Source organism: Ruegeria sp. A5, from assembly GCF_056543005.1.
Map to the genome: position 1 here is coordinate 111,865 of NZ_JBQGAV010000006.1, position 12,208 is coordinate 124,072.

Consider the following 12,208-nt stretch of genomic DNA (forward strand, 5'->3'; position numbering starts at 1 on the left):
GCGCCGGATTTAGTCGAGGAGCAATTCAACCCTTGTAGGTGTCGGACTTGTCAAAAACGAAACAATTCAAAGGATTATCGGAAGCTCAAGCGTAACGCTCGCTCCTCTTTCGACTTGGTTGATTAAGACTGATCCTTCGTGGCGCTGCGCCACCGCAGAGACGATTGACAAACCCAGGCCACTGCCTTCGGAATATTCCAACTGGGAGAACCGACTAAATGCAGCTTCGCTTTGGTCGGGCGAAAGGCCAGCGCCGTCATCAGCGACAGTAAGCCTAACGTTTCCGCCGTCAGAACGCAGGACGACTGATATGCGGCTTAGTTTAGCGCCACCGTGCTTAACAGCATTGTCTAACAGGTTCTTTAGAGCTTCAGTTAGAAACACCTGATCACCTGATACTATGACCGCCGTCTCGGGCATCGTGACATCAAACTCGATGCCTTTTGCAAGAATGTGAACTCCCATTTCTGCGCAGGCTTCTTCGACAACCGAGCGGAAATCAATTTCAACCATTTGATCTTGGTGCGTCGGTTGCCTGAGCCGTTCAAGTGATAGCAGTTGTTCAGCGACAGTTGCTGAGTTCTTTGCCGCTGCGACAAGCTCGATGATGCGTTTATCGCGGTCTTCATCGGTTTTCGCATCTCGAAGCGCTTCGGCCATCGACTGAACGGCGGCCGCAGGGTTACGTAGCTGATGTGCCGCTTCGGATATGAACACCTGATGGGCATTGATACTTTTTTCCACCTGTCCAAAGAGTCGATTCAAGGTTTTGACGACACCTTGAACCTCGATCGGTACCGGGCGTTTGATCTCACTCAGGTCATCTGGTGAGCGCAGGTCGATTGCGTCCTGTAAATCCAGGAGGGGCCGCAGCCCGCGAGCAACTCCGAACCATACCACAAATGCCAGAGTGGCAAGTAGGATTCCCATGAGAATTCCTGCGCGGATTGACAGCTCATTTGCAAACGCGTTGCGATCCGCCATACGTTGCCAAACTGTGACCGTCGCATCTCCTATGAGATTTTCTATGGTCACACGTTCTGTCAGCTTAAGAACTCGCACCGGCTCGTCGCGATAGAGTGCTTCGAAAAACTGCGGCCTGTTCGCCTCTTGAGCAGACGAGTTCGCGGGTGCCGGAGGGTATGCATAGCCAGTCACGTAGATGCCACCCGGGCCCGTAACATGATAAAAGATCTCTCCGCCCGACGCGTCGCGGATCAAGCTGCGCGTGGTGGGCGAAAGTGCGTCACCTCCTGAAATCGCGACATCTCGTGAAATTGCAAGTCCGGCAGATAGCAGGCTGTCGTCGAACAGCTCCTGAGCCGTTTCCTGGGCAATCATAAAGCGCCAAAGCCCAAGAAGGATCGCAAGCAACACCAAGGGTGTCAGGATAAGAATGAAGAGTCGTAGCCTGAGGGAGCCGTGCCTGATCACTTCTGCACCTCAAGAAGGTACCCCAGACCGCGCGCTGTCTTGATCTTAATGCCGAGATTCTGAAGGCGTTTTCGTAACCGCGACACATGAGGTTCAACAGCTGAGTCATCGACATCGGCCCCAACGCCATAGACATAATCTGTGAGTTGGCTTTTAGGAACAATTCTGCCCCGACGCTCCAACAGGCATTCAAGCACCGCTATTTCCCGCCGTGGTATATCCATGACTTCGCCCTGAACACTAACCTGACGCGATGCGCGGTCGAATTCGAGGCTACCGATGCTCTCCCGCGCTCCGTAGTCAAGCTCTTTGCGCCGAGAAAGTGCTCGGACGCGAGCTTCTAACTCGTCCATTTCGAAGGGTTTGACCAGATAGTCATCTGCGCCCATATCCAAACCGGTCACCCGGTCGCTTGTTTCGGTGCGCGCTGTTAGCAGGATCACGGGCGCACTGTCACCACGTTCGCGAAGCGACCTCAGGATGTCCAACCCTGACCGGCCGGGTAGGTTGATATCCAAAACGATCAAATCCGCGCCTTCTTGTTGAAGGTAAAGGTCAGCCGCATCTCCGTCAGTCAGTATATCTGCCGCATGACCTCGGTCACGAAGGCGATAAGCAATGGCATTGGCGAGTGGCTCATTGTCCTCGACTATGACGATCCGCATCGGGTCTCCCGCAAGTTTCGCGCAAGGTTGGCGCTCCATGATTGCCAGATGGGAGGGGGAATCAACCCCACAGTTCTATTTGCGATCACGGTAGCGCCGGGGGCGATGACGTGATTGTCTGGTCAACAGGGAGGAACCAATGACCATTTCCAACTTCACCCGTCGCGCCGTCGTAGGGCTGATCGCCGCCGCCGGTATCGCTGCACCTGCCGCTGCCGAGGTTGATTTCTCGGGCAAGACCATCGAATGGGTCATCCCGTTCTCGGAAACGGGTGGTTCGGCGAAATGGGCCAACTTCTTTGCGCCGCTTCTGTCCGAAGCTCTTCCGGGTCAACCGACCGTGGTCGTGAAATTCATGCCGGGTGCTGGTTCGACCAAAGGCGCAAACTGGTTCCAGGAACAAAGCCACGATGATGGAACCTTGTTGTTCGGCACTTCCGGTTCAACTCAATTCCCTTATCTGCTGAGCGATCCGCGCGTGCGTTATGAATACAACGACTGGATCCCGGTTATGGCGTCCGGGACAGGAGGTGTCGCCTATCTGAACGCAGAAGATGGTGCCAAGTTTGATGGCTCCGCAAATGCGTTGAAAGACACGAACTTCATCTACGGCTCGCAGGGCGCAACGCGTCTGGATCTCGTGCCGCTGTTGGCATGGCAAATGCTGGGTATGAACGTTGAGCCAGTCTTTGGCATCAAAGGCCGTGGCGATGGTCGTCTGATGTTCGAACGTGGCGAAGCTAACATCGACTATCAGACCTCATCCGGCTATTTGGGTGGATCGGCCCCGCTGGTTGAGGCCGGTCAGGCTGTGCCGATGATGACCTGGGGGGCGCTGGATGCCGATGGAAACATCGTCCGCGACCCGACCTTCCCTGATATTCCAACCTTCAAAGAGGTTTGCGAGGCAACGGATGGCTGTGAAACCAGTGGCGAGGCGTGGGACGCTTGGAAAGCGTTCTTTGTCGCAGGTTTCCCGGTTCAGAAGTTGGCTTTTCTGCCTGGCGATACACCACAGGAAGTGGTCGACGCCTACACCGCAGCGTTTCAGGCTGTGACCGAGCGCGGCGACTTTGCTGATATTTCGTCCAAACGCGTCGGTAAGTACCCGGTATTTGTGGGCGACGGTTCCAAGGCGGCGCTGCAAACCGCGACAAACGTCGACGACAATGCCAAAGGCTACGTTCTGAACTGGCTCAAAGAAGCCTACGGTGTCGAGCTGAACTAAGCCCACACACCACAGCGCGCACCCCAATGTCGGGTGCGCGCTTTTTTAAACACAAGACAGTATATGAAAGGCGGCCGCTATGGAGGTTTTCGCCACCGCACTTCCTGCGCTCAATGATGCGTGGGGTTTGATCCTGCAACCTATCGTACTGGGATATCTTGTTCTCGGTGTCGTTATGGGACTGGCCGTAGGTGTTTTCCCGGGACTTGGCGGTATTGCCGGTTTGTCCCTGTTGCTGCCTTTCATGTTCGGGATGGACCCAATCCTTGGTTTGGCGCTGATGATCGGGATGGTCGCCGTTGTTCCGACCTCTGACACCTTTGCTTCTGTTCTTATGGGGATCCCCGGCAGTTCCGCCTCTCAGGCAACTGTCCTGGACGGCTTCCCAATGGCGAAGAAGGGTGAGGCTGCGCGGGCGCTATCTGCCGCGTTCGCTTCATCGCTGTTTGGCGGTTTGGTCGGCGCAACCTTCCTAACAATGTTCATTCTGGTCGCGCGGCCCATCGTTCTGGCGTTTGGTCTACCAGAGATGTTGATGATCACCATCCTCGGCCTTTCCATGGTTGCCATTCTGGCTGGGCGCATCCCCTTAAAGGGCGTCGCAGCTGCTGGGCTTGGGTTGATGGTTGGCACAATTGGTGAGGCGGACGCTGGCGGTTCGCTCCGTATGGCAACCTATGACATTCCGTATCTGACAGATGGTTTGAAGCTGGTCATCGTTGGATTGGGCATCTTTGCCGTTCCCGAAATCGTCTCGCTGCTGCGGCAGGATCGATCGATTGCCAAAGGGGCTTCGCTGGGGGCGGGTTGGCTGGACGGCGTCAAAGACTGGGCCGCGAATATCTGGCTGTCTGTTCGCTGCTCGATCATCGGGGTGGTCGTTGGCGTCATTCCCGGCCTAGGCGGTTCGGTCGTCGACTGGATCGCTTACGGCCATTCGGTTCAATCGACCAAAGATAAAAGCAACTTCGGCAAGGGCGAAGTGCGTGGCGTCATCGGGCCGGAAAGCTCAAACAACGCCAAGGAAGGCGGCGGGCTGGTGCCTACGCTACTGTTCGGCATTCCCGGCTCGGGCTCGATGGCGATCTTCATCGGCGCAGTGGCTCTGTTGGGGTCTGGCGACATCGAGGTCGGTCCAAGCATGCTCAAGGACAATCTCGACATCACCTATTCGATCGTTTGGCTTTTGGCGCTTGCTAACGTCGTGGGCACCATCCTGTGCATCGCGGCTTCCGGAGGCATCGCCAAGCTGACAACGATCCGCTTCACCTATCTGGCACCTTTCCTGTTTATGCTGATCAGCTTTGCAGCCTTCCAGTCCGGTCAGAACTTCGAAGACCTTCTGGCGCTGTTCGTGATCGGCCTGATCGGGATCTTCCTGCGCCGGTTCGATTGGTCGCGTCCGGCCTTTCTTATTGGGTTCGTGCTGTCGAACCCGGTTGAGAAGTTTACCAATCAGGCGTTCCAGATTGCCTCATTCCGGTTCCGCAAAAGCTTTGGTGAGGGCATGGAGTATGTCTTCAGCCCGATCGTGATTGTTCTGATCTTGGTCACTGTGGCTTCGGTCATTTTAGGAATTCGGCAGGCTAAGATGATCATGGCCGAAGGTGAAGTCCAGTCTGGCAGCAAGCGCGCGCCGTTGATCTTCCTGCTGGTGATCATGGCCTACCTAATCGCGGCATTGATCAACGCCAACATGATCCCAGACTACAACATGACCGACAAGATCATCCCGTTGGTGATCGGCGGTGTGTCCTTGTTCTGCTGCGTGATCCTGCTGATCCAGATGATGCGGAGACCCGAGGGTGATGCAATCTTTGCCGATAAGGAAATTGCCGGTGAAGATGCGAGCGCTCCGCATGGGCTTTGGTCGACGTTGGCGTGGTTTGCAGGTCTTATCGCGGCAACGTGGGTTGTTGGTTTCATCCTAGCCCTGATCGGGTTTCTGATTGCCTTCTTCCGCATTCGAGCCGGTTCAAGCTGGCAGATGACGCTGATCCTGACAGCCTGCGGCATCGGTTTCATGTGCATCATGGCAGGCGCTCTGAACCGGGATTTCCCACCGGGACTGTTGCAAGACATGGTGAGCCTGCCATGGCCACTGAAATGAATGCTCCACTGAGGTCCGGCCTGCGAAGCAGACAGGTCGGACAAAGCTGAAAACACAACAGTTTTTGACGGTTTGTAGAGGAGGGGTTCGAGATGACCCAGACAGCAATCCCGTATATTTTTATGCGTGGCGGCACTTCGCGGGGGCCCTATTTTCGTCGCTCTGACCTGCCCGTGGATATGGGCACGTTGGCTGATGTGCTGGTCGCTGCCCTAGGGGCTGGGCAGGCGTTTAACATTGACGGAATCGGTGGCGGTACTGCTGTGACGACCAAGGTAGCCATGCTATCTGTCAGCGATGATGAGTGGGCCGATATCGATTATTTCTTCGCGCAGGTTTCGGTTGAGGAAAAGCTGGTCGACTTCAAGCCAACTTGCGGAAACATTCTTTCCGGCGTCGCTCCGGCCGCAATTGAAATGGGTTTGTTTCAGCCTCAAGGCGATGAGACCGTGGTCCGGATACGCGCAGTTAATACGGGTGCGCGAGTGGTTGCCAAAGTGCAGACCCCGGGTGGTGAACTGGCCTATGAGGGCGATGCCGAGATTGCCGGAGTTCCTGGGCAATCTGCACCGGTACAACTGAGTTTTATGGGAGTTGTGGGTTCGGCAACAGGTGCATTTCTGCCCACCGGAAATCTGCGCGATACGGTGCATGGGGTCGAACTGACCTGTATGGATGTCGCGATGCCTATGGCTATGGCCCGCGCCACCGATTTTGGACTAACTGGGTATGAAAGCGCGGAAGAACTGGACGCCAACCGCTCTTTCTTTGCCCGGATGGAGGCAGTTCGGATCGAAGCCGGGGAACTGATGGGTATGGGGGATGTATCGAAATCGGTAACCCCCAAATTCGGGCTGTTGGCACCAGCCAAAGAGGGCGGAACCCTTGCAGTTCGGTATTTCATGCCATGGAAAACTCACCCGACAATGGCCGTTACGGGTGCGCAGTGCATGGCGTCTTGTGCTTTGACGCCCGGAACCGTCGCTGATGGGTTGTTGGACCGACCTAAGGCAAGCCCGGCTGAAGTTGTGCTGGAACACGCTTCTGGGAAGATTGATGTGCTGGTGGACTTCTCGAATGACGGGGACTTCAACGTAAACTCTGCTGGTCTGGTGCGGACTGCGCGAAAGCTTGCAGATGGGCATGTTTACATACCCGGATCTGTGTGGAGCGGCAGTTGAAACTGGGATCTCCGTTATGTATACTAAGGTATACAATATGAAGGTGCCACGATGAACAATTATTCTGAATGCCTCGATATTGCGCGTCAGGAACTCAGGCTGGCGCAGTCGGTCCTGCGGCGGGATATTGCAGAATACCCGACGCCGATCGCCGGGTGCGATGAGCAGTTCAACCATTTGCTGGATCAAAGCGAGCGGGTCCGCAATGCGCTTGCAGCACTCGATACGCTGCATTTTGTGCCGACGCCAAGAAAACTGAACACCGGGCAGGGTTTGGAAAGTCGATGAAGGTTCACATTCTGGATGATTGGTTTGATACTCTGCAGGGCTTGCCTTGTTTTGGAAAGCTATCCGACCATGAAGTGAAGATCTGGACAGATCATGTCGAGGATACCGATGAATTGGCAGCACGGTTGCAGAAGGCCGAAGCGTTGGTTCTGTTTCGCGAACGCACCAAAGTTACCCGCGAGTTGATCGAAAAGCTGCCGAACCTGAGATTGATAAGTCAGCGCAGCGTGTATCCGCACGTTGATGTGCAGGCATGCTCGGACAACGGTGTTCTGCTGTGTTCGAACATGCATGGTGGAACGCCTTCATATGCTGCAGCCGAACTCACTTGGGCGCTGATCATGGCTGGGATGCGCGATTTACCGGCGCAGATGGCCTCGGTCAAAGCGGGGCGGTGGCAGGCCGGAGTTGGCAAGACGCTGAGAGGGCGGCAGCTGGGACTGTACGGCTATGGCCGTATCGCACGCGTTGTCGCGGGCTACGCCGAGGCATTTGGAATGAATGTAGTCTGGTGGTCCTCAGATGAAGGCCGGGTTCGGGCGCAGGCAGATGGTGTTCAGGTCGCCGCGAACCGCGAAGCTTTCTTTGCCAACAGCGATGTTGTCTCGATCCATGTTCGCCTAAAGCCAGGCACAAACGGCATCATTACTGCGTCAGACTTCGCGCACATGAAGCCGGGATCACTGTTTGTGAATACATCTCGTGCTGGCCTTATTGCAAAAGGGGCATTGCTTGGGGCGCTGAATGCCGGCCATCCCGGGAAGGCCGCAATCGATGTCTTCGATTCCGAACCCCTCAATGATCCGAAAGACCCCTTGCTTTCGCATCCAAATCTGATTGCGACGCCGCATATCGGCTTTGTGACCGAGGATGAGTTCGATCTGCAATTTTCGGACATTTTCGATCAAGTGAACGCCTACGCTGCAGGCGCTCCGGTTCACATGATCAACCCCGAGGTTTGGACCAGCGCAGGATAAGGTTGGCCGCTATCGGCGCACCGATGATTACCAACACGATCCTTGTAAGATGATGCGTGATCACAAAGCCCAGATCCGCGCCTGAGACGATGGCCAGAACTGTCATTTCTGCCTGCCCGCCGGGGGCAAAGGCCAAAAATGCCTCGACTGGTTGGCCCAGCCCCAAGGTGGTGACAACGGCGGTGAAAGCGGCTGCCAGAACGGCGAGGACAATGACATAGGCGAATCCCGCCGCTACCACACGGCGTAGTTCGACCCATGTGACACCTACGAATTTCACGCCGATACCGCAGCCGATAAAGAACTGAGCTGCAAGGATGGCCTCGCGAGGCGGTCGGGTGTGAATGAAGTCGCCCAGTGACAACGCAGCCGTCAGGATCATTGGCCCTAGAATCGACGCTCCGAACAAGCCGATCCGCTCACCGCCTTTCCAGCCGACAAAGGCAGCAAGAACCATCAGCGCCAATTCATGTATCGGCAGGTTGCGCGCGGGCTCTCCGATTGGGTTGGTGAGTTGGGCGTCGTAAAACACCGTAAGAAACAGAGGGGCCAGCGTTACAATAATCAGAACGCGGGTTCCGTGGATCAGGGACAGCGTTCGCGGGTTAGCGCCAGCCTCGGCCCCGAAGATGATCATATCCTGCAATCCGCCGGGCATGGCCGCGTAAAACGCAGTCGTGGTATCAAAGCCCCAGACCCTGCGGAAGAAAGGCACTCCGACCAGCGCGATCAGCAGGATAAAGAACGGGATCAGTGCAATCGACGCTGCCATCTTCGGCAGTTCTGCAAATAGGGCTGGGGTAATCGAGGACCCCACAGCCACGCCAAGTATGGTTCGCGCCGCAATCGAGACCTGACCAAAGCCTTCCATTGGAGCATGAGCCAGAGCCGCAATCAGACACGCGCTCATCGGGCCGAACAGAAAAGGTAATGGCAGATCCAACGCCCAGAATAGCCCTGTGCCAAGAAGTGCCAAGCCCAGTGTTAAGGCCCGCTTTGCGAGGAGAGAAGGTGTTTTGTTCTGGGTGGGCAAAGTGCACCTTCCGACAATATTGACTCACTATGTATCCAAATGTATACAAATGGACGCAAGAAGACAAGTGAGCACGCGATGACCATTCAGGACGACCCCTTACAGCCTGGCCCGCAAGGCAATTCGGCGTATCAACGCCTGTTGGATGAGATTCGCGAGGGCACCCTTCTGCCCGGCGAGCGCCTGCGCGAGATTGAGCTGTCTGAACGGTTGGGTGTCAGCCGAACACCGGTGCGCGAGGCGATCCGGCAGCTGGAGACCGACGGCCTGGTCACGCATGTACCGCGGCAGGGCGCGACCGTCCGCAGTCTGGATTACGCCGAGGTGATGGAGCTCTATGAGATGCGCGCAGTGCTCGAAGGCACTGCGGCCCGTCTAGCAGCGCGTGCGGCGTCGGATGTCGAATTGGACGAGTTGGACGTTTTGAATGATCGTTTGGCCGAGGCTGGCACAGCTCCAGACGCGGCTCGGATCAACCGGATATTTCATGCCACACTTTTGGATGCAGCCAAGAACCGATTTCTCGCGAAATCCATGTTGTCCTTGCAGAAGGCGCTGCTGATCCTTGGGCCGTCGCAATTGTTGGACGGAGATCGGGCCGAAGCGGCAGTCGCTGAACATCGGCGTATCATGGCCGCGCTGAAGGCACGTGATGGCGCGGCGGCCGAGACAGAAATGCGCGGGCATATTCAGGCCGCACAACGAATGCGTATCCGGGCGTTGCAGGAACGCGATCGGACAACCGACGAAAATCACTAGGTAGACAGGATATGGCCACCCAAAAGGAAGCTTACGATATCGCTGTGATCGGTGGCGGGAACGCTGCTCTATGCGCCGCGATGACCGCCGCCGAAGCCGGTGCCCGCGTTCTGATACTGGAAACCGCGCCAAAACCCTATCGCGGAGGAAACTCGCGCCATACGCGCAATTTTCGCTGCATGCATGGTGGTCCTTTGGGCCCGTTGATCGAAGAGTATAGCGAAGACGAATATCTCGCGGACTTGATGAAGGTCACCGGTGGCAAAACTGATGAGCATCTGGCCCGCCTTGCGATCCGCACTTCCGAGGAATGCCTGCCATGGATGGAAGAGCACGGTGTCAGGTTTCAACCCTCTCTTTCCGGAACACTTTCTTTGGCGCGGACAAATGCCTTTTTTATGGGAGGCGGGAAGTCTCTGGTGAATGCTTATTACCGAACTGCGGCGGGTTTGGGTATCGATGTTTTGTACGAAGCCGCCGTCACGCATTTGGAGCTGAACGGGGATCGGATCGAATGGGTCGACTATACCTATGAAGGTCAAATCCACCGGATAATGCCAAAAGCAGTCATCGTCGCCTCGGGCGGGTTTCAGGCCGATACGGATTGGCTGACCCGTGCATGGGGTGAGCCTGCAAAAAACTTTCTGATCCGAGGCACTCCTTATAACCGAGGCGTGGTCCTGGCTGATCTTCTGGATCAAGGCGTCGAGAGTGTTGGCGACCCGACCCAATGCCACGCCGTTGCTATCGATGGGCGTGCACCGAAATTTGACGGTGGTATTGTGACCCGTCTGGATTGCGTGCCGTTTTCGATCGTCGTGAACAAGGATGCCGAGCGCTTCTACGATGAGGGCGAGGATGTCTGGCCCAAGCGCTATGCAATCTGGGGGCGCTTGGTGGCAGCCCAACCGGATCAAGTTGGCTATGTGATCATCGACGCCAATTCGTTGAATCTTTTCATGCCGTCGGTGTTTCCACCGCTGAAGGCAGATACGTTGGAAGAACTGGCCGGGATGATGGGCCTGCCTGCCGAAAGGTTGACCGCAACAATCGCTGAATTCAACGCCGCCTGCGGAGACACCAGCGCCTTTCATCCGACAGAGCTGGACGGCGTTTCAACATCTGGCTTGAACCCGCCCAAGACCAACTGGGCGCGTCCGATCACCGAGCCGCCATTTTACGGTTATTCGCTGCGTACGGGCGTAACCTTCACCTATTTGGGCCTCAAAGTCGACGATGCCGCGCAATGTTCGAGCGCCGACGGCAAGATCAAAAACATGTGGGCGGCTGGCGAAACCATGGCGGGCTCGATCCTTGGGCAAGGTTATCTAGCCGGTTTCGGCATGACCATCGGAACCGTCTTTGGACGCATCGCAGGACGTGAGGCCGCCGCTTATGCAAATTGAATTGATACAGGAAGCCCGCCGTCAGGCTGAAATTTGCAACGCCTGCCGCTATTGCGAGGGCTATTGCTCGGTCTTTCCGTCGCTTCATGCGGAACGCGCGTTCTCGGATGGGGACATCACGCAACTGGCCAACCTGTGCCACAACTGCCGCGGCTGCTACTACGCCTGCCAGTACACAGCCCCGCACGAGTTCGACCTGAATTTGCCGAAGGCTCTGGCCGAGGTACGGAGGGACAGCTGGGAAAGCTTCGCATGGCCGCAGCCGTTGGCGCGCCGATTTCACACCCATGGCGGGGCGATTGCGCTGGCACTTGTGGTCGGATTTGCCCTGTTGTTCTGGGCAATTCGCGCGATAGGTTCCAGCGGAGGGGACGGGTTTTATGCCGTTCTGTCGCATAATGCGATGGTTGCGATTTTTGCTCCAGCATTCTTGCTGCCACTCTTTAGCATTGCCATCAGCCTAAGGCGCTATTGGGCCGAGGTGGGGGGAAAACCCATCAAAATGGCGGACCTGCTGGCCGCCTTCAAACAAGCGGGTAAAATGCAGGATCTTGCCGCAGGTCATGGTGAAGGCTGTAATTTCGAAGAAGAAGACCGGTTCAGTCAGGCGCGACGTCATATTCACCACGCGATCATGTATGGCTTCCTGCTTTGCTTCGCGTCGACCTCGATTGCAACGGTTATGCATTATGGCTTTGGAATGCATGCGCCGTACGGGTTCTGGTCTTTGCCCAAACTATTCGGAATCTCCGGCGGTGTGTTGTTGACAGTGGGTTGCTGCGCCATGGCAATTCTCAAGCAAAGGTCCGATCGCAATCTCGGTGATGCTTCGGCATGGGGCGGCGATATCGGTTTCATCCTGTTGCTGGCATTCGTCGGTTTTAGCGGACTTGCTCTTTACGCTTTCGGATCAACGGCTTTGATGCCCGCGTTGCTTGCTATTCATCTTGGATCGGTCCTGACATTCTTCCTGCTAACGCCCTACACCAAGATGGCCCACGGTTTCTATCGGCTTGCTGCTCTTATCAAGGATGCGCAACGGAGAAGAGATAGTTACTAGGCTGCGGCGACCCTGTCGCCCCTTGGGAAGCGGTAGAAAAGTAAACTTAAATCGCAGCTTGAGGTCT

At 56.2% G+C, this 12,208-nt stretch carries 11 protein-coding genes; 8 read left to right on the plus strand and 3 right to left on the minus strand.

Annotation, left to right across the window (positions count from 1 at the left end):
• Positions 1 to 66: 66 nt before the first annotated feature.
• On the minus strand, positions 67 to 1,434 hold the full coding sequence (locus tag ACR0AY_RS14510; protein WP_480454339.1) for a sensor histidine kinase: 1,368 nt from the start codon (positions 1,432 to 1,434) through the stop codon (positions 67 to 69).
• Positions 1,431 to 2,099, minus strand: coding sequence for a response regulator transcription factor (locus ACR0AY_RS14515; RefSeq protein WP_170424968.1), 669 nt, complete (start codon positions 2,097 to 2,099; stop codon positions 1,431 to 1,433). The genes ACR0AY_RS14510 and ACR0AY_RS14515 overlap by 4 nt, the downstream gene beginning before the upstream one ends.
• A 139-nt stretch (positions 2,100 to 2,238) precedes the next feature.
• Here ACR0AY_RS14515 and ACR0AY_RS14520 point away from each other — a divergent pair, with 139 nt between their 5' ends.
• From ACR0AY_RS14520 to ACR0AY_RS14540, 5 genes are all read left to right on the plus strand, one after another.
• Positions 2,239 to 3,327 (plus strand): type 2 periplasmic-binding domain-containing protein, encoded by a 1,089-nt coding sequence (locus ACR0AY_RS14520; RefSeq protein WP_170402506.1) that lies wholly within the window; start codon positions 2,239 to 2,241, stop codon positions 3,325 to 3,327.
• A 79-nt stretch (positions 3,328 to 3,406) separates the two neighbouring features.
• Positions 3,407 to 5,437 (plus strand): tripartite tricarboxylate transporter permease, encoded by a 2,031-nt coding sequence (locus ACR0AY_RS14525; RefSeq protein WP_170513284.1) that lies wholly within the window; start codon positions 3,407 to 3,409, stop codon positions 5,435 to 5,437.
• 92 nt (positions 5,438 to 5,529) lie between these two features.
• Positions 5,530 to 6,618, plus strand: a complete 1,089-nt coding sequence (locus ACR0AY_RS14530) for a 4-oxalomesaconate tautomerase (RefSeq protein ID WP_170513287.1) — start codon at positions 5,530 to 5,532, stop codon at positions 6,616 to 6,618.
• 51 nt (positions 6,619 to 6,669) lie between these two features.
• On the plus strand, positions 6,670 to 6,906 hold the full coding sequence (locus ACR0AY_RS14535) for a hypothetical protein (RefSeq protein WP_170513062.1): 237 nt from the start codon (positions 6,670 to 6,672) through the stop codon (positions 6,904 to 6,906).
• Positions 6,903 to 7,883 (plus strand): D-2-hydroxyacid dehydrogenase family protein, encoded by a 981-nt coding sequence (locus ACR0AY_RS14540; protein ID WP_170402496.1) that lies wholly within the window; start codon positions 6,903 to 6,905, stop codon positions 7,881 to 7,883. The genes ACR0AY_RS14535 and ACR0AY_RS14540 overlap by 4 nt, the downstream gene beginning before the upstream one ends.
• Here ACR0AY_RS14540 and ACR0AY_RS14545 read toward each other — a convergent pair.
• On the minus strand, positions 7,852 to 8,916 hold the full coding sequence (locus ACR0AY_RS14545; protein WP_170513290.1) for an AbrB family transcriptional regulator: 1,065 nt from the start codon (positions 8,914 to 8,916) through the stop codon (positions 7,852 to 7,854). The two genes, ACR0AY_RS14540 and ACR0AY_RS14545, sit on opposite strands and share 32 nt — an antisense overlap.
• Before the next feature lie 78 nt (positions 8,917 to 8,994).
• Between ACR0AY_RS14545 and ACR0AY_RS14550 the strand changes: the two genes are divergently transcribed.
• Genes ACR0AY_RS14550 through tcuB form a run of 3 tightly spaced genes read left to right on the plus strand, consistent with a single transcriptional unit; the run spans position 8,995 to position 12,141 of the window.
• The gene (locus tag ACR0AY_RS14550) at positions 8,995 to 9,675 is read left to right on the plus strand and encodes a GntR family transcriptional regulator (RefSeq protein ID WP_170513292.1); all 681 of its coding nucleotides are present in this window, start codon (positions 8,995 to 8,997) and stop codon (positions 9,673 to 9,675) included.
• 11 nt (positions 9,676 to 9,686) lie between these two features.
• Positions 9,687 to 11,081 carry an FAD-dependent tricarballylate dehydrogenase TcuA gene (tcuA, locus tag ACR0AY_RS14555; RefSeq protein ID WP_170513295.1) on the plus strand — a complete coding sequence of 465 codons (1,395 nt, stop codon included), beginning with the start codon at positions 9,687 to 9,689 and terminating at the stop codon, positions 11,079 to 11,081.
• Positions 11,071 to 12,141, plus strand: coding sequence for a tricarballylate utilization 4Fe-4S protein TcuB (gene tcuB / locus ACR0AY_RS14560; RefSeq protein WP_480454342.1), 1,071 nt, complete (start codon positions 11,071 to 11,073; stop codon positions 12,139 to 12,141). The genes tcuA and tcuB overlap by 11 nt, the downstream gene beginning before the upstream one ends.
• The last annotated feature ends 67 nt before the right edge of the window (positions 12,142 to 12,208 follow it).

What these genes read in the sequence shown, in the direction of transcription:
- ACR0AY_RS14520 (WP_170402506.1), top strand. Translation starts at nt 2,239, where the DNA reads ATGACCATTTCCAACTTCACCCGTCGCGCCGTCGTAGGGCTGATCGCC.
- tcuA (WP_170513295.1), top strand. Translation starts at nt 9,687, where the DNA reads ATGGCCACCCAAAAGGAAGCTTACGATATCGCTGTGATCGGTGGCGGG.
- ACR0AY_RS14530 (WP_170513287.1), top strand. Translation starts at nt 5,530, where the DNA reads ATGACCCAGACAGCAATCCCGTATATTTTTATGCGTGGCGGCACTTCG.
- ACR0AY_RS14525 (WP_170513284.1), top strand. Translation starts at nt 3,407, where the DNA reads ATGGAGGTTTTCGCCACCGCACTTCCTGCGCTCAATGATGCGTGGGGT.
- ACR0AY_RS14535 (WP_170513062.1), top strand. Translation starts at nt 6,670, where the DNA reads ATGAACAATTATTCTGAATGCCTCGATATTGCGCGTCAGGAACTCAGG.
- tcuB (WP_480454342.1), top strand. Translation starts at nt 11,071, where the DNA reads ATGCAAATTGAATTGATACAGGAAGCCCGCCGTCAGGCTGAAATTTGC.
- ACR0AY_RS14550 (WP_170513292.1), top strand. Translation starts at nt 8,995, where the DNA reads ATGACCATTCAGGACGACCCCTTACAGCCTGGCCCGCAAGGCAATTCG.
- ACR0AY_RS14540 (WP_170402496.1), top strand. Translation starts at nt 6,903, where the DNA reads ATGAAGGTTCACATTCTGGATGATTGGTTTGATACTCTGCAGGGCTTG.
- ACR0AY_RS14515 (WP_170424968.1), bottom strand. Translation starts at nt 2,099, where the DNA reads ATGCGGATCGTCATAGTCGAGGACAATGAGCCACTCGCCAATGCCATT.